The sequence below is a fragment of the Mucilaginibacter rubeus genome, assembly GCF_014643835.1.
Classification (GTDB): Bacteria; Bacteroidota; Bacteroidia; order Sphingobacteriales; family Sphingobacteriaceae; genus Mucilaginibacter; species Mucilaginibacter rubeus.
The window spans coordinates 172,067-196,293 of sequence record NZ_BMKD01000009.1 but is presented as its reverse complement, the minus strand read 5'-3'; the positions used below and the strand labels follow the sequence as shown (position 1 = coordinate 196,293).

Sequence of the window (24,227 nt, the reverse complement as noted above, 5' to 3'; positions counted from 1 at the left end):
TTAGGATGACAATACGCTGAGGGGGTAGGGGACAGGATGCTAATTTTAGGTATGAAATGGTTATAAAAAGATAAAGGTTCATTTAAAATTCAATTTAACTAAAATGTCTACTTTTGCGGCTGAAATTTTATTGAAATATTATGAGCACTACAAGAGGACCTATTTCGCAGTTTATTGAAAGAAATTATCTGCACTTTAACGCCGCGGCATTAATGGATGCAGCTAAAGGCTATGAAACACACCTTGAAGAAGGCGGTAAAATGATGGTAACCTTGGCCGGTGCCATGAGTACAGCCGAGCTGGGTATTTCACTGGCCGAAATGATCCGCCAGGATAAAATTGCTATTATATCATGTACCGGCGCTAACCTTGAAGAGGATATCATGAACCTTGTGGCACACTCACACTACAAAAGGGTGCCTAACTACCGTGACCTGAGCCCCCAGGAAGAGTGGGACCTGCTCGAAAATCACTATAACCGTGTTACTGATACCTGCATCCCGGAAGAAGAAGCTTTCCGCCGTTTGCAAAAACATATCCACAAAATCTGGAAAGATGCTGATGACAGCGGTGAGCGCTATTTTCCGCATGAGTACATGTACAAAATATTATTGAGTGGCGAGCTGGAGCAATACTATGAAATTGATCCTAAAAACTCATGGATGCTGGCTGCTGCCGAAAAGAACCTGCCTATCGTAGTACCAGGCTGGGAAGACTCAACCATGGGCAACATCTTTGCTTCATACGTAATTAAAGGTGAGCTTAAAGCTTCAACTATGAAAAGCGGTATCGAATACATGGCATGGCTGGCCGACTGGTATACTAAAAATTCATCTGGCAAAGGCATCGGCTTTTTCCAGATAGGCGGTGGTATAGCCGGCGACTTCCCGATATGTGTTGTGCCGATGCTTTACCAGGATATGGAAATGCATGACGTACCATTCTGGAGCTACTTCTGCCAGATTTCTGACTCGACCACTTCATACGGTTCGTATTCGGGCGCTGTGCCAAACGAGAAAATTACCTGGGGCAAGCTCGATATTCATACACCGAAGTTTATAGTAGAAAGTGACGCAACCATTGTTGCGCCGCTTATTTTTGCCTGGTTATTAAAACAATAGATAAAATTTTATAATTAAAGTTGGATAATAATTATTCCCCAAAAATGTCAAATGACATTAATATGCATTTAGCAGCGTTTAAACGCAGTTTTTTGTCTATTTAGAACGATTATAAATTATAGGTTGGTGTCATTTATGTGTCACCGATAGTGTATAAAATTATACTTTTGTGCCTGTAATTATCCGATGAAACATACATCTTACAACAGTTTCAATCATTAATATAAAAATTATTTAGCATAAATACACTGTATGAGAAGTTTCTCATTGATTCTTAAACAATTCTCAAGGTCGGTTTTACTGATTGCCGGGTTTGCTTTTTGGAGTTTATCAACTGCGTACGCGCAAACTGACGCTGCTAAAGGCGAGGCCATTTTCAAATCAAAATGTACTACCTGTCACAAAATCGACACCCGTTTAATTGGTCCGGCATTAGGCCCGCAGCTTACTCAAGAAACCGACGATAAATATCTTATCCAGTGGATTCAGAATAACCAGGCGCTGATTGCTGCTAAAAACCCTAAGGCACTCAAAATTTATAATGAGTATAACCAGTCGGGCATGACCGTATTCGCTGACCTTAGCGATGCCGATGTAGGCAATATCTTAACCTATGTACGTACTACATGGAAAGATATGAAAGTTGCGCCGGCTGCAGGTGCTGCTGCTCCGGGCACAAAAGTTGAAAGCGGTCCGAGCGATATGGTTGTTTACGGTTTGATCGGTATAATCGTTATCGCCTTCATTGTTATCCTGGTATTAAACAGGGTAGTAGGTTCTTTAGAGCGCATTTTGCTTAAAAACAAAGATCTTATTATTGAGGACGAGGTTGTTACTCCGGAAGGTGCTGTAGCGGTTGATGCTAAAAAGGAATTTATCACTAAGATCCTTAAAAACAAAAAACTGGTATTCTTTATATTGGTTGCCGGTACTGTTGCAATGTGCAGCTGGGGTTGGGTTACTTTATGGAACACCAACGTTCACCAGGGTTACCAGCCGGTGCAACCTATTAAATATTCGCACGAGTTACACGCCGGTATCATGAAAATTGATTGCCAGTACTGTCACTCAGGTGCATACAAGTCAAAAAATGCTTCTATCCCTTCATTAAACGTGTGTATGAACTGCCACAAGGTTGTTAAAACCGAATCGGAAGAGATTCACAAGATTTATGACGCTTTGGGTTACGATCCAAAAACACAGAAGTATGACAGCACCGCGGCTAAACCAATTCAGTGGGTACGTATCCACAACCTGCCCGACCTGGCTTACTTTAATCACTCACAACACGTAAAAGTTGGCGGTATTAAATGTCAGCAGTGCCACGGCCCGGTACAGGAAATGAAAGAGGTTTACCAATACTCTCCGCTTACCATGAAATGGTGTATCCAATGCCACAAACGTACCGAAGTTAACGGTAAAGGCAATGCTTACTATGACAGCATCCTGGCTGCACACGATAAGATCAAGAAAGGTGAGAAAGTTACAGCCGCCGTATTGGGTGGTATCGAGTGCGGTAAGTGTCACTATTAATAAAAAGAATTTAGCATTACAGTTTATACAGCTTAAATGGACAGCAATAAAAAATACTGGAAAGGTTTAGAAGAACTAAACAGAACACCAGAATTTGTTGAGAAAAATAAGAACGAATTTGCAGAGCCAATTCCTATCGAGGAAGTGCTTAGCGGATCTGGTTTATCAGCTAAAACTCCCCGCCGCGACTTTTTAAAAGCGCTTGGCTTTGGTGTTGGTGCGGTTACATTGGCAGCTTGTCAGAAAGTGCCGGTGCATAAATCAATTCCGTACCTGATCAAACCTGAAGAGGTTACCCCGGGTGTGGCTAACTATTACTCTTCAAGCTACGAAGGTCAGGCTATTTTGGTTAAAACCCGAGAAGGTCGCCCTATCAAAGTAGAAGGTAACCCTAACGACGTGTTTTCAAAAGGTGGTTTAAGCGCTCAGGCCCAGGCTTCAGTACTTGACCTGTATGATGTTAACCGTTTAAAAGACCCTAAGTTAAAAGGTGTCGAAGCAGGTTGGGCAGAGGTTGATGCTTATGTAATGAAAGAGCTTGCAGCTGTTGCTGCATCAGGCAAAGGTATCCGTTTGGTTACTTCAACTGTATACAGCCCTTCAACCTTAGCAGTTATTGCCGAGTTCATCGCTAAATACCCTACTACAAAACATATCAATTATGATGCGGTTTCCTACACCGGTATCATTCAGGCTAATCAAAACAGTTTTGGTAAAGCAGTATTGCCTCACTACAATTTTGATAAAGCCGATGTAATTGTAAGCTTTGGTGCTGATTTCTTAGGTACATGGATCTCTGGCGAAGAATTTACCCGCCAGTACGTTTCAAACCGTAACAGCAAATCGCTGGCCAACAAAAAAATGTCTCGTCACATTCAGTTTGAAACTGGTATGAGCATGACCGGTACTAACGCCGATGCCCGTATCACTACCAAACCATCTGAAATTGGCGTTGCATTAATAAATCTTTACAATGCAATCTCTGGTACTACTTTACCTGGTTCAAAAGCAACCGGCAACAAAAAGGTTGATACCGCTATCCAGTTAGCCGCTAAAGAATTAGTAGCCGCTAAAGGAAAAGCGTTGGTTGTTTCAGGTTCAAACGATGTTGCTACACAAGTATTGGTAAACGCTATCAACTCATTGTTAGGTAGCTACGGTACTACTATTGATTTGGATAACCCATCAAAACAATACGCTGGTAACGATGCTGCATTTGTTGAATTTGTAAGCGAAGTAAAACGTGGTGATGTTGGTGCAGTATTATTTTTGAATGCTAACCCTGCTTATGATTACTACAAAAATGATGAGTTTAAAGCAGCGTTGAAAAACGTTCGTTTAACAGTATCATTTGCTGATCATGACGACGAGACAGCTTTATTAGCTACCGTTAACGCTCCAAACCACCATTATTTAGAGACATGGGGCGATGCTAACGCTGTTGAAGGTTACTACACAGTAGTTCAGCCAACAATTAACCCGGTTTACAACACCCGTCAGGCAGAGCACAGTTTACTGGTTTGGATGGAAAACCCTATAAAAGATTACTACACTTACGTGCGCAAAACCTGGGATTCGGGTTTGTTGGCAAAAGGAGGCTTGTCTGGTCAAAAAGGATGGGAAACCCTGTTGCAAACAGGTATGATTATAGCTGCTCCAGTAACCGCAGGCGCTTACAGCTTTAGCCTTGACCTTGCCGGTGTAACCCAAAAAATATTAACCCAAAGCAAAGCTGTTGCCGCTGATGGTGACAAATTTGAATTACAGCTTTATGTAAGCCAGGCTATAGGTGATGGTAAACGTGCCAACAACCCATGGTTGCAGGAACTTCCTGATCCGGTTTCAAAAGTTACCTGGGATAACTTTGCTGCCATGTCAATTTCTGATATGAAGAAATTGAAACTGGAAGAAGGTGATGTGATCAAAATTGAAGCTAACGGTTATTCAGTTGAGTTACCGGTATTAGCCCAGCCTGGTCAAACTCAGGGAACTTTATCTGTTGCTGTAGGCTATGGCCGTACAAATGCTGGTCCGGTAGGTAACAACGTTGGTAAAAATGCTTTCCCATTCTTTAGCTTAAGTAATGGTACTTTCCAAACTGCTGCTGTAGCGTCATTTAAATCGGCTGGTTACAAATCGCCGCTTGCACAAACACAAACCCACCACTCGTACGAGGGCAGGAGCGTGATCCGCGAGGCTACTTTTGTTGAATACAAAAAGAACCCTGCTGCAGGAAGCGGTAATGAGCACGGTCGTAAAGATTACAACGCCGAATCGCTTTGGGATAACCATGATCGCCCTGTTTATGACTGGGTAATGGCTATCGACCTTAACGCTTGTACCGGTTGCGGTGCTTGTGTGGTTGCATGTTCTGCAGAAAATAACATCCCGGTTGTAGGTAAAGATGAGGTTTCACGTCGTCGTGAAATGCACTGGATTCGTATCGACCGCTACTATAGCTACAATGACCATGGCAACAGCGAAGAAGCAGTTACCAAAGAAAAGGAAATTGATAAGCTTGAGAACTTTGACAATGTATCGGTTGTTCACCAGCCAATGCTTTGTCAGCACTGTGACCACGCACCTTGCGAAACTGTGTGCCCGGTATTAGCTACCGTTCACTCGTCTGAAGGTTTAAACCACATGGCTTACAACCGTTGCGTAGGTACACGTTATTGCGCTAACAACTGTCCGTTCAAAGTACGTCGCTTTAACTGGTTCAACTACTGGAACGATGCACGTTTTGATAACTACCTGCAAGGTGAGCATACACAATTAGTACTTAACCCGGATGTGGTTACACGTTTCCGTGGTGTTATGGAAAAATGCTCAATGTGTATCCAACGTATCCAGGCTGGTAAACTGAAAGCTAAAATTGAAAAACGCCCGCTTAAAGATGGCGAAATCAAAATGGCTTGTCAGCAAACATGTTCTGCCAACGCTATCGTATTCGGTAACAGGAATGATCCTAACTCTGAAGTTTCAAAAGCACTTGCAAGCGAAAGAACTTACTACGTGCTTGAAGAACTTAACGTACAGCCAGGTATTGGTTACCAGACAAAAGTTAGAAATATAATAGAAACTGAAGCTCAGGCATAAATTTTTATATACAGAGATTAAGATATATGGCATCTCATAGTGAATCAATAATAAGGGAACCGTTAATTACGGGTAAGGACATCACGTATGCAAAAATTACGAATGATGTATTACGCCCTGTAGAAAATATGCCGGGTAAAGCCTGGTGGATCGGCTTTAGTGTAGCCTCGCTTGGCGCCTCGCTTTGGGTTTTCGCAATCAGCTGGACCTTCTGGTTCGGTTTGGGCGAATGGGGCCTGAACAAAACAGTAGGATGGGCCTGGGACATTACCGGTTTCGTATGGTGGGTAGGTATCGGTCACGCCGGTACGCTTATCTCGGCGGTATTGTTACTGTTCCGTCAAAACTGGCGTAACTCTATCAACCGCTCGGCCGAAGCGATGACAATCTTCGCGGTAATTTGTGCGGCTACCTATATCGCCGCTCACATGGGCCGCCCGTGGATGGCTGTTTATTCATTACCGTTGCCAAACCAATACGGCTCGTTATGGGTAAACTGGAACTCACCGCTTATCTGGGACGTATTTGCGATCTCAACATACTTCTCGGTTTCATTGGTATTTTGGTACACAGGTTTATTGCCTGATATCGCTACCATCCGTGACCGTGCTCAAGGCTTACGCCGCCGTATCTATTCGGTACTTTCATTCGGCTGGACAGGGTCAGTAAAAACCTGGCAGCGTTTTGAAACAGTATCGTTGATCCTGGCAGGTGTTTCAACCCCACTGGTACTTTCGGTACACACCATCGTATCAATGGACTTTGCAACTTCATTGGAACCGGGATGGCACACTACCATCTTCCCTCCATACTTCGTTGCGGGGGCGATCTTCTCGGGTTTTGCCATGGTACAAACCCTGTTGCTTATTGCACGTAAGGTTTTAGGTCTGGAAAACTACATCACCATGTTCCACATCGAATCAATGAACAAGATCATCATGTTAACCGGTTCGATAGTAGGTGTGGCTTACTTAACAGAGTTGTTCATCGCTTTCTACTCTCAAAACGAGTATGAGCAATATGCTTTCGCAAACCGTATCGCCGGTCCGTACTGGTGGGCTTACTGGAGCATGATGACCTGTAACGTAATTACCCCGCAGCTGTTCTGGTTCAAAAAGATCCGTACCAATATTCCGCTATCATGGGTATTATCAATCGTGGTTAACATCGGTATGTGGTTTGAGCGTTTCGTAATTATCGTTACCTCACTGCACCGCGACTTTATACCATCAAGCTGGGCTATGTTCTATCCAACCTGGGTTGACGTGAGCGTGTTCATCGGTTCAATTGGTGTATTCTTTACCATGTTCCTGTTGTTCATCAGGGTATTACCTTCTGTGGCTATGGCCGAGGTGAAATTACTGTTGAAAAGCTCAAGCGAGCAGGCTAAGAAGAAACTTATGGACGAAGGCCATGTTGTACCGGCCGAAGCAGAATTTTACATCGCTTCGCTGGAGAAATTTGATAGTGTTGAACAGTCTGAATACTTAAAAGCATAATACTAATGAGTAGCACTAAATATATATTAGGCGTTTTTGATGATCCCGATGAAATGATGCATGGGATTGATAAGCTGCAAAAGAACAGCGTACCTATTTATGACGTTTATACGCCTATGCCTATCCACGGTATTGAGGCTAAATTGAACATTAAGGATTCGCGTTTAGGTTATGCAGCATTTATGTTCGGTTGTTTGGGCGGTACCATTATGTTCAGCATGGTTTATTATATGCTTGTTCATGATTGGCCTATCAATATCGGTGGTAAAAACTTCTTTGCTATCCCGGATTTTATCCCGGTTACATTTGAGTGGACGGTATTATGGACCTCATTTGGTATGACCTTTACTTTCTTCTTCGCAAGTCACCTTTTCCCGGGCCGTGCGCCAAGGGTAATGGACCTACGTGCAACTGATGATAAGTTTGTAATAGCGATCAATGCTAAAGGAAACATTTCTCACGATGATATAACTAATTTACTAAAAGAAGCGGGCGCTACAGAAGTTAAGCATAACGACAGAAAATATGTTAGCTATGAATAAAATTAAAATATTAGGAACAATTGTTACTATTATCGCTGCTTCGATAGTTTTTACATCGTGCAAGGATAAAAGGAGTACCGGCTGGGAGTATGCACCTAATATGTACGAGCATTTGGCATACGATCCGGATCAGAAAAATAATAATTTTAAAGATGGTAAAACCGCTCAGTTACCACCTGCCGGAACTATCCCGGTTGGCTTTACCAAATTTGATTATCCAAATACCAAAGAAGGTTATGAATTAGCCAGTGTTGAGGTTAAATCTGTACTGGCACAAACTCAGGCTAATTACGCCGAAGGTAAGATTTTGTTTGAGCACTTTTGCTCACCTTGCCATGGTGTTAACGGTCAGGGTGACGGTTTAGTGGTACAGCACGGTTATCCGGCCCCTCCATCATATTCAAAAGGCCAGTCATCACGCGGTGGTAACATGAAAGACCTTACAGACGGTAAAATTTATCATACCATTACTTACGGTGTAAATGCTATGGGTTCATACGCTTCTCAGCTTGCTCCCGAAGAACGCTGGAAAGTGATCATGTATGTTCACCATTTACAAACCTTATAAGAAAAAGATATTAATGAAGACTCATAATAATTTTGACGGGCAATACGAATTTGTCGGCAAAGCCAAAACATGGAGCTTAATATGCATCGTGATTGGTTTGGTTGCCATACTTGGTGGCTTTGCGCTTGGCTATGCTGAGCGTACCTTTGCCAACCTGTTGCTAATGACCTATTACTTTGCAGCGGTTTGTATGTGCGGTATTTTCTTTTGCGCCGTGCAATATGCAGCACAAGCTGGTTGGTCTGCATCAATGATCAGGATTCCACAAGCTTTTGGTAAAGTTTTGCCGATAGCAGCAATTACTCTTATTGTGGTAGTTATCGCAGGGTTTTCATTAACACATACAGTAACCAACGAAGAAGGTAAGCAGGTTGTAGCTCCTTACCTGTACAAAATTTGGGCTGCTGCCGGTGTTACTGATCCTCATAACGAAAATTACAACGCCATTATAGCTGGTAAAGCCGGTTACATGAATAAAGTTGGATTTATAATCCGTTTAATTTGCTTCCTTGGTTCATATTGCATATTTGGTCGTTTATTGGCTAAATATTCAGAAGCGGAAGATGATTTGGGCGGCATGTTCTACTACAAAAAGAGCTTTAACATGTCATGCTTATTCCTGGTGATCTTTGGTTTTACTACACCAATATACGCTTTCGATACCATCATGTCATTAGAAGCAGAATGGTTCTCAACTATGTTTGGTTGGTATAACTTCGCAGCAATGTGGGTTAGCGGTTTATCTGTTATTACACTTACATTAATCAGGTTAAAACGTATTGGTTACTTTGAATGGGTTTCAGAAGATCATATGCATAGCTTAACCAAGTTTATCTTCGGTTTCTCTATCTTCTGGACTTACGTATGGTTTGCTCAGTTCTTGTTGATTTACTATGCTAACATGCCTGAGGAAACAGTTTACTTCTTTAAACGCTGGGAGCCTGAGTTTAAACCTTGGTTCTGGATCAACATCGTAGTAAATTTCCTTACTCCTTTATTAGTGTTGATGTCACGTGACTCTAAACGTATCTATCGTACTGTTGAGATTATGTGTATTATCCTGATTGTTGGTCACTGGTTAGATTACTTTATGATGATCATGCCTGGTACAGTTGGCCCAACTTCATCGTGGTTAACTGAGATTGGCCCGATTGAGATAGGCGTGTTCTTAGGTTTCGGAGGTTTATTTACCTTCACTGCGATGACAGCTTTAACCAAGTTCAAATCGTTAGTTCCTAAAAAACACCCGTTCTTACAGGAAAGCCTTCATCATCACATATAATAATTATTACATTTGCACCATATACAGAATACCAAACAGCTTACTAAAATGGGATTCAGAAAACTAATAAATTCTAAAAAACTACTATCGTTCTTCGCTGCGTTTATGCTCCTGGGCACAAACCTGCTGATGGCACAAACTGCGGCAGGTGCTGCTCCGGGCCAGGAAGAGGCTCCTAAGGTTGACTGGACCGGGATTGCGTATTATGTGCTTATATTTTTCCTGATCTGCTTAGGCGTTGCCATTGTTGGTAAAATCCTCAAGATCTACGATCTTACTTTAAAGATGCAGGGCAAAAAAGGCATTAAGTGGAATACCGTGATGGCTGTAATTTGTATTGTTTTCCTTTTTGTAGGTTTATACGGTGCTTACTGGTCATTTACCGAACAGGGCAGTATGACATTACCTGAAGCCGCTTCGGCTCATGGCGTTAAAATAGATGAGATGTTTACAGTCACTACTGTTTTAACAATGATAGTATTTTTTGTTACCCAGATCCTGCTGTTTACATTCCTGTTCCAATACCGTCATTCCGATAAACGTCGTGCACACTTCCTGCCTCACAATAATACCATTGAGAAAGTTTGGACAATTGCACCAGCCATCGTTCTGACTATCCTGGTTGTGTTTGGTTTTTTTACCTGGCAGAAGATCATGAACAGCGAAAATCTTAAAGATGATATCAATATCGATGTAACCGGTCACCAGTTTGCCTGGGAATTGCGTTACCCTGGTAAAGATGGTGTATTAGGCCCCAAAGATTTCCGTTTGGTTACAGGCGCTAACTTGTTAGGTGTTAACTTTAAAAAGAAAAGCAGTTTTGATGACTTGAAGGTTGATACTATGTATCTGCCGGTTAACAAATCAATCAGGCTGAATATCCTTGCACAGGACGTGATCCATAGCGTTTATATGCCCCACTTCAGGGTTCAGTTGAACGCGGTACCTGGTTTACCAACCTTCTTTAAATTTACCCCGACTATTACTACCGCAGAAATGCGTACCAAATTAGACGACCCTAAATTTGAATATACCCTTTACTGCAACAAAATATGCGGTGGGAGCCATTACAACATGCAAAAAGTTGTACGTGTTGTTTCTGAAGCCGAATATCAGTCATGGCTGTCAAGGCAAAAGCCTTACCTCAATGATGCTTTAAGAAAAGAGCTTCATTTTGCGGCAGCAAACAACGAGCAAAGCGGTGCTTCAACAAATAGGTTAGCGTTAAATAATTAATAAAGATAAGAAATAGAGATATGTCAACATTAGCAGTTCACGACCACGCAGGAGCCCACCACGACGAACACGGTCACGAACACCATCATGACCAATCATTCCTGTCTAAATATGTATTTAGCATGGACCACAAGATGATTGCCAAGCAATTCCTGATTACAGGTATTACGATGGCGGTTATCGCAATGATTTTGTCAATCCTGTTTAGGATCCAGCTTGCTTACCCTGATAAAACATTCCCGCTGTTAACAACTTTGTTGGGTCGTTTTGCACCTAACGGTCGTATCAGTCCCGATTTTTACCTTGCTTTGGTTACCATACACGGTACTATCATGGTATTCTTCGTACTAACTGCCGGGTTGAGCGGTACTTTTGCCAACTTATTAATTCCATTGCAGGTAGGTGCACGTGATATGGCTTCGCCTTTCATGAACATGCTTTCATACTGGTTCTTCTTTTTAGCCAGCGTTATCATGTTGTCATCTTTCTTTGTACAAAAAGGCCCTGCCAGCGGTGGCTGGACAATCTATCCGCCATTATCTGCATTGCCAAAAGCAATGCCGGGTTCAGGCGAGGGTATGACCCTTTGGCTGATCAGTATGGTACTGTTCGTTGCATCATCATTAATGGGTGGTATCAACTACGTAAGTACTGTATTAAACATGCGTACAAAAGGCATGGACCTTTGGAAAATGCCATTAACTATCTGGGCTTTATTCCTTACTGCTATATTAGGTATCCTTGCATTCCCGGTTTTAGTTGCTGGTGTAGTATTGTTGATATTTGACCGCAGTGTTGGTACAAGCTTCTATTTATCTGATATCGTATTAAACGGCGTACAGCAACCATTTGAAGGTGGTAGCCCGATCCTGTTCCAGCACTTGTTCTGGTTCCTTGGTCACCCGGAAGTATATATCGTTATTATGCCTGCGATGGGTATCTCATCTGAGGTAATGTCGGTAAACTCACGTAAACCAATCTTTGGTTACCACGCGATGGTTTACTCTCTAATCGGTATCACGGTATTATCGTTTATCGTATGGGGCCACCACATGTTTGTTACAGGTATGAATCCATTCCTGGGTGGTGTGTTCATGATCACTACTTTGATCATTGCGGTTCCATCAGCAGTAAAAACATTCAACTGGTTAGCTACACTTTGGCGCGGTAACATCAGGTTTACGCCTGCTATGTTGTTCGCTATCGGTATGGTGTCGTTCTTCATCTCTGGTGGTTTAACGGGTATCTTCCTGGGTAACGCTACTTTGGATATCAACTTACATGATACTTACTTTGTGGTTGCCCACTTCCACCTGGTAATGGGTTCGGCTGCTATATTTGGTATGCTTGCGGGTGTTTACCATTGGTTCCCTAAAATGTTCGGCCGTATGATGGACGAGAAATTAGGCTACCTGCACTTCTGGTTGACATTTATCTGTGCTTACCTGGTATTCTTCCCAATGCACTTTATGGGTCTTGACGGTGTGCCACGTAGGTATTATGCCTTCACCGAATTTGCTTCAATGCAAAAATGGTTAACCATCAATACATTTGTAACCTGGGCTGCTATTATCGCCGCACTTACCCAATTTGGTTTCCTTTATAACTTCTTTGTATCTATCTTCAAAGGACAAAAAGCAACTCAAAACCCATGGGAGTCAAATACACTTGAATGGACTACTCCTGTTGAGCACTTACACGGCAACTGGCCGGGCGAAATTCCAACCGTTTATCGTTGGCCATATGATTACAGCAAACCAGGTGCAGAAGAGGATTATATCCCTCAAACTGTTCCTTACTCGCAAACTATGAGCTCAAACCTTCCGCACGATTTTGAAGATAATCCTGCAGGTTTGGAAGAACTTAATAAGTTTACAAGTACGCTGAAAGCAAACGAACAAGTAAAATAAATTAATACTTATCTGATCTTTTAGGGTACCGGTTAAGTCTTAAGTCGGAAGTTTTGAGTCCTAAGTTAAGCAGCTTTGAACTTAAAACTTAGAACTTCCGACTTAACAAGGTACCCTAAATTTTTAGAACTATTTAGATGAGCACAGCCGGAAAAAATAGGTTTCAAAAGATCAATATTACAACCATTGTTCTGCTCTTTGTTTTGATTCTTGCCGGTGGTGTTGTGCGTAGCTCAGGTTCAGGCATGGGATGTCCAGACTGGCCAAAATGCTTCGGAAGGTATATTCCGCCTACTGATATTAGTGATCTGCCTAAAGATTATAAACAGAAATACGTAGCCAAACGGGTTGAAAAGAACCAGCGTTTTGCAAAAACACTTGATGTATTTGGTTACAGTGATCTGGCAAAACGAATCCGCGAAGATCGTTCTATCCTTGTGCCTGAGGAGTTTAATGCAGGCAAAACATGGACTGAGTATATCAACCGCCTTATTGGTGCTTTATCTGGCTTTTTTCTTTTGCTTTCGGTTGTTTTTTCATTCAGCTACTGGAAAACGGATAAGAGGATAGCCATCCTGAGTATTTTTAATCTGGTGCTTGTGGGGTTTCAGGCGTGGTTAGGCTCAATCGTGGTATCTACCAATTTGATTGCCTGGATTGTTACCGTACACATGCTTTTAGCGCTGGCTATCTTAGCTATTTGTATTTACACTTATCATGTAGCGCGGATTTCGGGTAAAAGTACTTCAGGGTCGTCACCTTTGGTTTACGTTATAACGCTTGCTGCACTGTTTGTAAGTATTCTGCAAATTGCTTTCGGAACCGAGGTACGTGAGAAAATAGATGCGGTTGCCAATCATTTTCAGGGAGGTTACCGTAAAGATTGGATCACTAATGCCGGCGAGATATTTCAACATCACAGGGATATAGCCATTTTGGTGTTGATATTGAACGTTGCTTTGTTTGCTTTGATCCGTAAAGGCTTTAACAGGCATTCTATTCAGCAGCAGCTGATGAGTTTTACATTTTTAATGATCACGTTGCAGATAGTTACCGGGATCTTGTTATCATATCTCGCATTGCCGCCTGTTGCCCAGGCTGCACATATTGTATTGGCGAGTTTAATATTTGGGGCACAGTTTTATTTGCTTTTGAATTTATTTCAGGGTGTTAAGGGTAGGGAGGTAAGCAGATGAAATGGGCTGATTTTTCAAAATTGATCAAAACAAGACTTACTACCTTGGTGGTATTTTCGGCGTCGATATCATTTTTAATCGGATGTCGCGCAAATGGCCATATTGTTTGGATTGATTGGGTAAAGCTTATTATAGGTGGTTTCCTGGTTACATCGGCAGCCAATGCCTTTAACGAAATCATCGAAAAAGATTTGGATAGGCTGATGAAGCGTACTATGGACAGGCCAATCCCTTCAGGCAAAATGACCACGGGGCAGGCATTAGTATTAGGTTTAGGCATGGGCATGGCCGGCACTTACTTGTTAGGCAGCTTAAACCTGTTAACCGGCTTACTATCTGTATTTTCGATTTTATTGTATGCATTTGCGTATACGCCTTTGAAACGCAAATCGGGTATTGCAGCAGTTTTTGTTGGCGCTATCCCCGGAGCATTGCCGCCGCTTATAGGCTATGTAGCTGCGCAGGTTCACGGTAGGATAGACGAAATAGCTTTAATCTTATTCTCTATCCAGTTTATCTGGCAGTTTGTTCATTTCTGGGCTATTGCCTGGGTTTTGGATGATGATTACAAGCTCGCAGGTTTTCGCTTGTTGCCGTCAGGTAAAAGAGATTTAACAAGTGCGGTAATTACGTTTATATTTGCCATCGTTTTAGTACCCGTAAGTTTATTGCCAATCTTTTACGGTTATGGTGGTTACTGGGTAGGCGGTGTATCGCTGATATGCAGCTTAATATTTTTATATCAGTCATTTATGCTGTTACGTACCCGGCAAATACCCGAGGCTCGTAAATTAATGTTCGGCTCGTTTTTTTACCTGCCGGTAGTTCAGATAATGTTTTTAGTAGATTTTATAGTTAAGTGAGATGATGGCAAGGATGGAACAAGATAACGACAGGCTGAACCTTGGTGCCAAAAAGTTTAATATGTGGATCTTCATATTCACATCATTTATGCTTTTTGCAGCTTTTACCAGCGGCTTTATCGTTTATTCGGGAGGCAGCGGGCACGGTTTAAATGTGATCATGCCGCAGTCGTTTTTGTATAGCACTATTGTTATAGTGTTAAGCAGCGGCTCGTTGTTTTTAGCGTCAAAGGCTGCCAAGGCGTTGCAGTTTGACAAACAGAAGCTGTATTTATGGATCACATTGGGCTTAGGGCTGGCTTTTTTTGCCTTACAGATCTATGCCTGCTATGTGTTAACCTTCAAAATGCAGATCTATTTTGTTGATCCTAATGCTTCACGCTCCTTTGTTTATGTTTTTGTTGGCGCGCATTTGGTACACATTTTTGCGGCGCTGTTATTGCTAATAAATACACTTATAGGTACATACCGTAATATCCCCCAGGTAAAGAATATGTTTAAGATGGAATTAACTTCCATTTTCTGGCATTTTCTCGATATTATATGGATTTATCTCTATGTTTTTTTACTTTTGAATCATAATTAATACACCCATAGATTAGTACAGATGAGTACAACAGTTTCACAAATTGACGAAGTAAAAACTTCGCCCTGGTCGGGAGGAAGATCCCCGTTCAACGTGGAGTACGGAAAAATAATGATGTGGTTTTTCCTCCTTTCGGATGCATTTACCTTTTCATCGTTATTGATAGCTTACGGTTCATTGCGTTTCAGCGCAAGCGTATGGCCAGGTGCGGATAAGGTTTTTCAATCAGTACCCGGATTAGTTGATCACGGTGCACCATTGGTGTTTGTGGGTTTAATGACCTTCATCCTCATTGCAAGTTCTGTTACTATGGTATTGGCTGTAGAGGCGGGCCATCGTAATGCTAAAAAAGAGGTAGTAGGTTGGATGATAGCTACAGTGATAGGCGGTTTCATGTTCCTTGGTTGCCAGGCTTTGGAATGGGGACATTTACACCATGAAGGTTTCTGGTGGGGAAGTGTTCCGCCTGCCGAAGAACTTAAAAAGTTATTTACCGGCGGCACCGAAGCTGTGCAACATATGACTTCGCAGGAGTTTGCTAACTTGTTCTTTACCATCACAGGTTTCCACGGTTTCCACGTATTTACAGGTGTTATTATCAACATTATTATTACAGTAAACGTGTTAATGGGCACATACGAAAAACGAGGCAGTTATTTAATGGTTGAAAAGGTTGGTTTGTACTGGCACTTTGTAGACCTTGTTTGGGTATTCGTATTTACATTCTTTTACTTAGTTTAAAAATATTTATCATATGTCAGCAGAATCGCACGAAATTCATCACGATGGTGATCATGAAACCATGAGCAGAAAGCGGATATGGCAGGTTGCAGGTATCTTAACTGTTATTACCTGTATCGAATTCTTTATCGCGCTTGTATGTGTGCCTAAAGGAATTCTTCCGATACAGTATGCCAATCCTGTATATATCGTTTTAACCTTGCTTAAAGCATTTTATATAGTTGCATATTTCATGCACTTGAAGTTTGAGAAAATGGGTCTCATATTGTCAATAGCAATTCCGGTAATATTTATAATCGGTTTAATCCTGGTACTTACAAACGAAAGCCACCACTGGGTTGACCTGAGGTAATGAACAAGGCTTCTATATTAAAAAAGATCCTGATCCTGGTACTCATATTAGCGGTACCGGGATTTTTATATTATTTACTTACCGCTAAAGGTAAAAACAGGTATAAGCCCCTCGCTGTTTTTGGGCCAAAGGTGGTTGCCAAAACAGGTCATAAATTTCACGGCAAGTACATTCCTGATACCATTTACCACACCATTCCTGATTTTAAACTTACCGATCAGGAAGGAAAGCCGGTTACACTGAACACACTGAAAGGAAAGATTTTTGTAGTTAATTTCTTTTACGCTAACTGCCCTACGGTTTGTCAAACCATCAACAAAAACATGAGCTGGCTGGTGGGTACGTATTACAAAAACAAGATGGTTTACTTTTTAACCATCACAGTTGATCCGGAACATGATACTCAGGAAGTATTAAACAAATACCTGCAAACATTTAAGCCCGAATCAAACCGCTGGCTGATGTGCGGTGGTGATACTTCATCTGTTTACAATTTTGCCCGTAATGGCCTCTATGTAAATGCTGCAAAAGCCGGTAACGACTTTGTTTACAGCGATGATTTTGTACTGGTTGATCAGGAACACCGGATTCGTGGATATTACAAAGCAGCGGTAACACCAGAGGTAAACCGCCTTAACGATGAGATAAAAGTGTTGATAGCCGAAGAGCTTCGTAAAGTTGATAAGCCGTTATATTAATTTGCCATGAGTGATAAATTTATAATCCGCTTTGTTGCGGGTGTTACCATATTTGTAATTGCAGTAGTTGTTTTGTTAAACAGGCACCTGATACCGGGTCCGGCTGTAGCTCCCGCTTTTACACCCTACCTGCCGATGCTTAATGCTGTACTTAACGGCACTTGTACCTTATTGCTTCTTTTGTCGTTATATCAAATTAAACAAGGAAATATAACACTACATAAACGACTTAACATTGTTACGTTCTGTTTATCGTCGTTATTCCTTGTATCGTATATCCTGTTTCATTACCTGATGCGTAACGAGATCATTTACGGCGATCTTAACGGCGACGGACAATTGTCAGAAGCGGAAAGAGCATCTGCCGGTTCTTTACGGACAATATATTTGGCCATTTTAACTCCTCATATTATACTCGCGGCCGCTGTTTTGCCGTTGATATTATTGAGCTTTTACCGTGGCCTGCAAATGCAGGTTGAAAAGCACCGCAAACTGGTGCGCTGGGCATTCCCGATCTGGCTTTACGTTACCGCAAGCGGTGTGGTGGTTTATTTAATGATCCGCCCATTTTATCATTTTTAATTTATAATTGGTTAAATTTGTATTTATGAAACAAGGTTTTAAAGTTATCCTTTTTGTACTGGCCCTTGGCCTTATGCTGATTGCTCGTGAACCCGTAAAAGCTCAGTGCGCGCAATGTGCCGCCACAGTTGAAACCAATGCCCAAAGTGGCAGCTCAAAAACGAGGGGTTTAAATAACGGCATCTTGTTTTTATTGGGCGCGCCGTATCTTGCTGTAGCATTAGGTGGTTACATCTGGTATAAAAAATACCGCCGTAAGGATGTAAAGCTTGAAATGCGCGGCGAAAAACTTAATTTGAATTAATAAGCAGCTGCGGTTATTTAATAGCCGCTTTTGTAACCTTATAAGATACTACCGTGTCTCAAACACCAAAGTCATGGGCTATGCTTAAATGTAAATGTCCGCGCTGCAGGCGCGGCGATATGTTTAAGGGTAGCCCTTACAGTTTCTCCAATAAAATAAATCTTAACTGCCCGCATTGTAACCTCTTTTTTGAGATAGAGCCGGGTTATTTTTATGCCGCCATGTACGTTAGTTACGCACTGAATGTTGGCGAGGCCCTCGGGATTGCGTGGCTTACTTATTTGATTACTCATAACCAGGATTCGCCATGGTTATATCTTGGTGCCATAATTTTTGGCTGCTTTGCACTTGCTCCTGTAAATTTCAGATATTCGCGTGTGTTTTTGTTGTATTGGCTATCACCCAAGATACATTACCAAAGCTATTTAGATACCGATGATATACCAGGAAAGTATTGAGTTTTTGAAAGATCTCGCCGAAAATAATAACCGCGAATGGTTTGCCGCCAATAAAGAGCGCTACGATAAGGCCCGCGAAAATGTAATTGATTTTACAACCACAGTGCTCGGCAGTGTTCGTAAAATTGAAGCAGGGATGGACGAGAACCTCGATGCCAAAAAATGTGTGATGCGTATTTACCGCGATATACGCTTCAGTAAAAATAAAGCGCCTTATAAAAATAACTTTGGGGTAAGCTTGCCAACCTCGGGCTTAAAAGGCGGCGGTGTTGAGTATTACCTGCATATCCAGCCAGGTAATTCATTTATCGGCGGCGGATATTGGATGCCGGAAGCACCGCATCTGAAAGCCATTCGCCAGGAAATTGATTACAATGCTGCCGATCTGAAAAAGATCATCGATGATAAGGCGTTTGTTAAGCTGTTCGGCGATTTCAGGAAGCAGGAGCAACTTAAGTCGGTACCCAAAGGATATGAACCCGACAATGAAAATATCGACCTGCTGAAGCTTAAAAGCTTTGTGGCCTGGCATAAGCTGGAAGATAGAGAACTTACAACGGCTGGTGCTGAAAAGCTGGTTACTGATGTGTGCGCTATGATCCACCCGCTTAATGTATTTTTGAAGAACGCCCTTTCTTAATTCGATATAAACCCCTTAATAACTATGAAAATTAGATATGCATTTTTAGCCGCTGCTGTATGTTTCACAATGTACTCGTGCAAGGTAATGTCTCCAAAAGCATACAAAACCCTTGTTGCTGAACGTGACTCTTTAGCTAACCGCACAACAAACCTTGAAGGAGAGCTTGCACAGCTGCAGGCAGATACAGCCCGCCTGCACAACCAGCTTGCCGATCTGCGCAAAAACAACAGTGTATTAAACAGCAACCTGGATGCAACATCATCAAAAGCTAACGAATTGGCCGCCCAAACCTCAAGACTGGCCGCTGATTTGAAAAAACGTGAAGCTCGTTTAAAGGAAGTAGAAGATATTTTAAAGAAACGTGATGAGGCTACCAACGCATTGAAAGATAAATTGCAAAAAGCATTATTAGGCTTTCAACAAAGCGGTTTAACGGTAGATATCAGAAATGGCAAGGTTTATGTATCATTAGCTGATAAGTTATTGTTCCCTTCGGGCAGTATTATTATTGACGAGAAGGGTAAGGCGGCATTGAAACAGCTTGCCGTAGTAGTTAACAAGGAAGCAGATATCAATATGGCGGTTGAAGGCCATACAGATGATAAGAAGGTAAAGAACCTTGGCCAGATCAAGGATAACTGGGATTTAAGCGTTCTACGTGCTACCTCGGTAACCCGCTACCTCACCGAAACTGAAGGTGTTGACCCGCACAGGCTTACTGCGACAGGTAAGAGCGAGTTCCAGCCGATAGATGCCTCTGGTACTGATGAAGCCCGCGCAAAGAACAGGCGAATAGAGATCGTGCTTACCCCTAAGCTCGATGAGTTATACAACCTGATCACTAAGTAATAAATGAAGCTCCCGGATAACCGCCGGGAGCTTTTTTGTTATGGACGTTTTTTCTTTCGGTTATTATGAGGCTGTTTAAATTTTATTTGAGAGGTATGTAGAGACACATCACAGGCGTCTCCTTTAGGACAAGGTGCTTTGTAAGGTAGTAACTCCGGGGATTTGCAAGGGTAGACGCATGTGATGCGTCTCTACATTCAAAAACATAATATTTAAACGACTCCAAAATAAATTTGCAATTATATAAGCACTTATATAAATTGCATCATGAATTTATATCAAAGTCTCGGTCATTTGGTTTTGGGTAGCCGTTTGAGGCGGTTGAGCGAAGCTTTTTTGGCCGAAATTAATCGTGCTTATCAAACTGCAGGTATCGATTTTGATGCCAGCTGGTTTCCCGTGTTTTATTTACTATCAAAGAATGATGCTTTATCTATCAAAGAATTAAGCGAACAAATAGAGATATCACATCCGGCTGCCAGTCAGCTGATCACTAATTTGAAAAAGCGGGGACTGGTAAGCACCGATACCTGTACCGACGATGGCAGACGGCAGCTGGTTACACTTACTGCCGACGGTCGTGAACTACTAAAGCAGGTAGTACCGGTGTGGGATGCTATCAGTCTATCGATGGCCGAACTCGTTGCTAAAGACGAAACTGCAAAACAATTACTGCCGGCCATAAGCGCGCTTGAAAATACTTTCAGGCAAACTAAGTTGGCCGATAATATTGTTGAAAAACTGAATACCAATTTAAAACCAGCCGGCAATGACTAATATATTTAATTACGGCACCGACCATCTTACAATAGGTATTTGTCTTGACATAGCAGCAGGCAAAACCAGGGGTATCATTAACAAAGAAGCCGCCGACATGATTAAATCTTCATGGCGTGAGGTAGAAAAGATTGTGCATAGCCACCATCCGGTTTATGGGATCAATACCGGTTTTGGCCCACTGTGCGATACCCGGATCTCGGAGGAGGATACCAGTTTGCTGCAAAGCAATATCCTTAAAAGTCATAGCGTAGGTGTGGGCACGCCTATCCCGCAGGAAATTGCCAAACTCATGATGATTACCAAAGTGCAGGCTTTGGCGCAGGGCTATTCAGGCATTGCGCTTACTACGCTCGAGCGGATTATCTGGCATATTGACAATGATATCATCCCGGTGGTTCCGGAAAAAGGCTCTGTCGGTGCTTCTGGCGACCTGGCTCCTTTGTCTCACCTGTTTTTACCATTAATTGGTTTGGGAGAGGTGTTTGAAAATGGAGAGCGACAACCTGCTTCGAAGTTATTAAATAAGCATGGTTTACAACCTTTATCACTTGGCCCCAAAGAAGGCCTCGCCCTGATCAACGGCACGCAGTTTATCCTGGCTTTTGCAGTTAAAGCTGTGCAGCGACTGGATGACGCCCTGAACCGTGCGGATCTGATTGGTGCTATGTCATTAGAGGGATTAATGGGTTCTATCCGCCCTTTTGATGAGCGGCTGCATAATATTCGTCCCTTTAAAGGGACGAGGATGGTAGCTCACCGCCTGTTTACTTTACTTGACGGATCGGAGATCAATTCATCGCATATTAATTGTGACAGGGTGCAGGACCCATATTCGTTGCGCTGTATGCCGCAGGTGCACGGTGCATCACGTAATGCATGGCTGCATTTGAAAGAACTTACCGAAATAGAGCTCAATTCGGTTACCGATAACCCGGTTATTTTTAACGCCGATGATACGATTAGCGGGGGCAATTTCCATGGGCAGCCCCTTGCTTTGCCGCTTGATTATGCAACCACAGCAGCGGCCGAAATTGGTAACATTGCCGACAGGCGTTGCTACCTGATGAGCGAAGGCCGTTACGGTTTGCCCAAACTGCTTACGCATGATGCCGGGCTTAATTCGGGCTTAATGATCCCACAGTATACTACTGCTGCCCTCGTTACCGAAAATAAAACCTTGTGTTTCCCCGCCAGTGCCGATAGCGTGCCTACCTCCTTAGGACAGGAAGATCATGTATCCATGGGTTCCATCAGCGGGCGTAAGCTGCATCAGGTAATAGATAACATTGAATACATTCAGGCTATTGAGCTGCTTTATGCCGCCCAGGCCATGGATTTCCGCAGGCCGTTAAAATCGACCCCTGTTATTGAAGCCTGCCATCAATTGGTAAGGCAGCATGTAGCTTTTATACAGGACGACCGTGTTTTTGCCGATGATATTAACAGCCTCCATAAACTGATTACAGATGGCTCCCTGCTGAAAACCGCAGGCGAAGCCGCTATTGCTCACCAAATTGATTTAAGTCATGACGAGTTCGGAATTTATTAAAACCTACGCTAACCACCCGGTGTATAAAGCGCCGCGTGGGATGCAGCTTCATGCTAAAAGCTGGCAAACCGAGGCCCCGCTCAGGATGCTGCTTAACAACCTTGACGGCCAGGTAGCCGAAAATCCTGATGAATTGGTTGTTTATGGCGGCATTGGCCAGGCCGCCCGCAATCCTGATGTACTTCGTAAAATTATTGAATTGCTGCTGGAACTTGACGAATATCACTCGCTGCTGATCCAGTCGGGCAAGCCGGTTGGGATTATCCGCAGCCACCCCGAAGCGCCAAGGGTTTTGATAGCCAACAGTAACCTGGTGCCTGCATGGGCCAATTGGGAGCATTTTAATGAACTGCGCGAAAAAGGGCTGATGATGTACGGGCAGATGACCGCCGGCAGCTGGATCTATATAGGTACGCAGGGCATTTTGCAAGGAACATATGAAACTTTTGTAGAATGCGGCAACCAACGTTTCAATGGTGACCTGGCCGGGAAACTCATTGTAAGCGCCGGTTTAGGAGGAATGGGTGGTGCTCAGCCATTGGCGGCAACCATGGCAGGCGCCGTGTTTTTAGGTGCCGATGTGGATGCGTCACGGATCCAAAAGCGGGTTGATACGAAATATATCGACAGGATGACGGATTCGTATCATGAAGCTATCGCCTGGGTAAAAGAAGCCATCGCCAAAAAGGAGCCGCTTTCGGTGGGATTAGTAAGCGATGCCGGTGATTTGCTCGAAAAACTATTGAAAGATAATATCATCCCTGATATGCTTACCGACCAAACTTCGGCACATGATCCATTGAATGGTTATATTCCAAATGATCTCTCATTAAATGAAGCTGCTGCTTTGAGAAAGAGCGATGCGGTTGAATATAAACGACTTTCGCTAAAAAGTATGGCAAGGCATGTGAGCTTAATGCTGGAACTACAAAAAAGAGGTGCCATAACATTTGATTATGGCAACAACTTGCGCGAGTTTGCGCGGCAGGGTGGCGAAGCTGATGCTTTTAATTTTCCGGGTTTTACGCCGGCTTATATCCGTCCGCTGTTTTGTGAAGGCAAAGGGCCATTCAGGTGGGTAGCGTTATCCGGCGATCCGGAGGATATTTATGCTACCGATCAGGCGCTGATCGAAGCTTTTCCCGAAAATAAGCCTTTGATCACCTGGCTTAAAAAAGCGCGGGAAAAAATTGCATTTCAGGGGCTGCCTGCCCGCATCTGCTGGCTGGGCATGGGCGAACGTGAAAAAGCCGGACTGATATTTAACGAACTGGTGGCATCAGGCAAAGTAAAAGGCCCGATAGTGATCGGTCGCGACCACCTGGACTGTGGTTCAGTAGCATCGCCCAACCGCGAAACTGAAGCCATGTTAGATGGCTCGGACGCGGTATCTGACTGGCCGCTGCTCAACCTCATGGCTAATGCCTCAGGCGGAGCAACCTGGATCTCGTTCCACCACGGCGGCGGGGTAGGTATGGGGTATTCTCAACACGCCGGCATGGTGGTACTCGCCGACGGCAGCCATCGCGCAGCAACCTGCCTGAAACGGGTACTGTACAATGACCCGGCTATGGGTATCTTTAGGCATACTGATGCGGGATATGATAAAGCTGCAGAATGGGCGGATAAGTTTGGGTTGAAAGTGTGGTAAAGTACAAAATATAAAAGCGTCATTGCGAGTAATTAAAATCCGCGACCTTTGAAGGAAGATGTCATACGCCTACCGTCATGCCGAATTTATTTCGGCATCCCATAGGACAGGTGGCCGCTTTGCTTAGCATGGCCGCTTAGCGAGTGGGGTGCTGAAACAAGTTCAGCATGACCTTGATTTTTATT

The 24,227-nt window shown here is 43.0% G+C and carries 23 protein-coding genes; all 23 read left to right on the top strand.

Annotation, left to right across the window (positions count from 1 at the left end; genetic code table 11):
* The first annotated feature begins 140 nt into the window (after positions 1-140).
* The 23 genes from IEX80_RS24705 to hutU all read left to right on the top strand — a co-directional run bounded on the left by IEX80_RS24705 (position 141) and on the right by hutU (position 24,042).
* Positions 141-1,121, top strand: a complete 981-nt coding sequence (locus IEX80_RS24705) for a deoxyhypusine synthase family protein (protein WP_090530168.1) — start codon at positions 141-143, stop codon at positions 1,119-1,121.
* A gap of 252 nt (positions 1,122-1,373) precedes the next feature.
* Positions 1,374-2,654, top strand: coding sequence for a c-type cytochrome (locus IEX80_RS24700; protein ID WP_188834477.1), 1,281 nt, complete (start codon positions 1,374-1,376; stop codon positions 2,652-2,654).
* A gap of 36 nt (positions 2,655-2,690) precedes the next feature.
* On the top strand, positions 2,691-5,753 hold the full coding sequence (locus IEX80_RS24695; protein ID WP_188834476.1) for a TAT-variant-translocated molybdopterin oxidoreductase: 3,063 nt from the start codon (positions 2,691-2,693) through the stop codon (positions 5,751-5,753).
* A 26-nt stretch (positions 5,754-5,779) separates the two neighbouring features.
* Positions 5,780-7,252, top strand: a complete 1,473-nt coding sequence (gene nrfD, locus IEX80_RS24690) for an NrfD/PsrC family molybdoenzyme membrane anchor subunit (protein WP_188834475.1) — start codon at positions 5,780-5,782, stop codon at positions 7,250-7,252.
* A 5-nt stretch (positions 7,253-7,257) separates the two neighbouring features.
* The gene (locus IEX80_RS24685) at positions 7,258-7,794 is read left to right on the top strand and encodes a DUF3341 domain-containing protein (protein WP_090530157.1); all 537 of its coding nucleotides are present in this window, start codon (positions 7,258-7,260) and stop codon (positions 7,792-7,794) included.
* Positions 7,778-8,362: a c-type cytochrome gene (locus IEX80_RS24680; protein ID WP_090530154.1), complete on the top strand. Its 585-nt coding sequence runs from the start codon at positions 7,778-7,780 to the stop codon at positions 8,360-8,362. The genes IEX80_RS24685 and IEX80_RS24680 overlap by 17 nt, the downstream gene beginning before the upstream one ends.
* Before the next feature lie 13 nt (positions 8,363-8,375).
* A complete protein-coding gene (locus IEX80_RS24675) occupies positions 8,376-9,644 on the top strand; it encodes a quinol:cytochrome C oxidoreductase (protein WP_090530151.1) in 1,269 nt (422 codons plus the stop codon).
* Between the two features lie 48 nt (positions 9,645-9,692).
* On the top strand, positions 9,693-10,880 hold the full coding sequence (locus tag IEX80_RS24670; RefSeq protein WP_090530148.1) for a cytochrome c oxidase subunit II: 1,188 nt from the start codon (positions 9,693-9,695) through the stop codon (positions 10,878-10,880).
* 20 nt (positions 10,881-10,900) lie between these two features.
* Complete coding sequence (locus IEX80_RS24665) at positions 10,901-12,790, top strand: cytochrome c oxidase subunit I (protein WP_175490027.1); 1,890 nt, start codon at positions 10,901-10,903, stop codon at positions 12,788-12,790.
* A 137-nt stretch (positions 12,791-12,927) separates the two neighbouring features.
* Complete coding sequence (locus tag IEX80_RS24660; protein ID WP_188834474.1) at positions 12,928-13,986, top strand: COX15/CtaA family protein; 1,059 nt, start codon at positions 12,928-12,930, stop codon at positions 13,984-13,986.
* Positions 13,983-14,849 (top strand): heme o synthase, encoded by an 867-nt coding sequence (gene cyoE, locus IEX80_RS24655; protein WP_188834473.1) that lies wholly within the window; start codon positions 13,983-13,985, stop codon positions 14,847-14,849. Before IEX80_RS24660 ends, cyoE begins: the two co-directional genes overlap by 4 nt.
* Positions 14,850-14,862: 13 nt before the next feature.
* Complete coding sequence (locus tag IEX80_RS24650) at positions 14,863-15,435, top strand: cytochrome c oxidase subunit 3 (RefSeq protein WP_229701753.1); 573 nt, start codon at positions 14,863-14,865, stop codon at positions 15,433-15,435.
* A gap of 21 nt (positions 15,436-15,456) precedes the next feature.
* Positions 15,457-16,176, top strand: coding sequence for a cytochrome c oxidase subunit 3 (locus IEX80_RS24645; RefSeq protein ID WP_090530134.1), 720 nt, complete (start codon positions 15,457-15,459; stop codon positions 16,174-16,176).
* Between the two features lie 13 nt (positions 16,177-16,189).
* Entirely contained in the window at positions 16,190-16,528 is a 339-nt protein-coding gene (locus IEX80_RS24640) for a cytochrome C oxidase subunit IV family protein (RefSeq protein ID WP_090530131.1), read from the top strand.
* The gene (locus tag IEX80_RS24635; protein WP_188834472.1) at positions 16,528-17,226 is read left to right on the top strand and encodes an SCO family protein; all 699 of its coding nucleotides are present in this window, start codon (positions 16,528-16,530) and stop codon (positions 17,224-17,226) included. Before IEX80_RS24640 ends, IEX80_RS24635 begins: the two co-directional genes overlap by 1 nt.
* Before the next feature lie 6 nt (positions 17,227-17,232).
* The gene (locus IEX80_RS24630; protein WP_188834471.1) at positions 17,233-17,808 is read left to right on the top strand and encodes a DUF420 domain-containing protein; all 576 of its coding nucleotides are present in this window, start codon (positions 17,233-17,235) and stop codon (positions 17,806-17,808) included.
* 25 nt (positions 17,809-17,833) lie between these two features.
* Positions 17,834-18,112 (top strand): CAMCR motif-containing small membrane protein, encoded by a 279-nt coding sequence (locus IEX80_RS24625; protein ID WP_188834470.1) that lies wholly within the window; start codon positions 17,834-17,836, stop codon positions 18,110-18,112.
* Between the two features lie 53 nt (positions 18,113-18,165).
* Complete coding sequence (locus IEX80_RS24620) at positions 18,166-18,570, top strand: DUF983 domain-containing protein (RefSeq protein ID WP_188834469.1); 405 nt, start codon at positions 18,166-18,168, stop codon at positions 18,568-18,570.
* The gene (locus tag IEX80_RS24615) at positions 18,548-19,210 is read left to right on the top strand and encodes a DUF2461 domain-containing protein (RefSeq protein WP_188834468.1); all 663 of its coding nucleotides are present in this window, start codon (positions 18,548-18,550) and stop codon (positions 19,208-19,210) included. The genes IEX80_RS24620 and IEX80_RS24615 overlap by 23 nt, the downstream gene beginning before the upstream one ends.
* A 24-nt stretch (positions 19,211-19,234) precedes the next feature.
* A complete protein-coding gene (locus IEX80_RS24610) occupies positions 19,235-20,062 on the top strand; it encodes an OmpA family protein (protein ID WP_229701752.1) in 828 nt (275 codons plus the stop codon).
* A gap of 267 nt (positions 20,063-20,329) precedes the next feature.
* Positions 20,330-20,839 carry a MarR family winged helix-turn-helix transcriptional regulator gene (locus IEX80_RS24605; protein WP_188834467.1) on the top strand — a complete coding sequence of 170 codons (510 nt, stop codon included), beginning with the start codon at positions 20,330-20,332 and terminating at the stop codon, positions 20,837-20,839.
* The gene (gene hutH / locus IEX80_RS24600) at positions 20,832-22,391 is read left to right on the top strand and encodes a histidine ammonia-lyase (RefSeq protein ID WP_188834466.1); all 1,560 of its coding nucleotides are present in this window, start codon (positions 20,832-20,834) and stop codon (positions 22,389-22,391) included. Before IEX80_RS24605 ends, hutH begins: the two co-directional genes overlap by 8 nt.
* Entirely contained in the window at positions 22,369-24,042 is a 1,674-nt protein-coding gene (gene hutU / locus IEX80_RS24595; RefSeq protein ID WP_188834465.1) for a urocanate hydratase, read from the top strand. Before hutH ends, hutU begins: the two co-directional genes overlap by 23 nt.
* Positions 24,043-24,227: the final 185 nt, after the last annotated feature.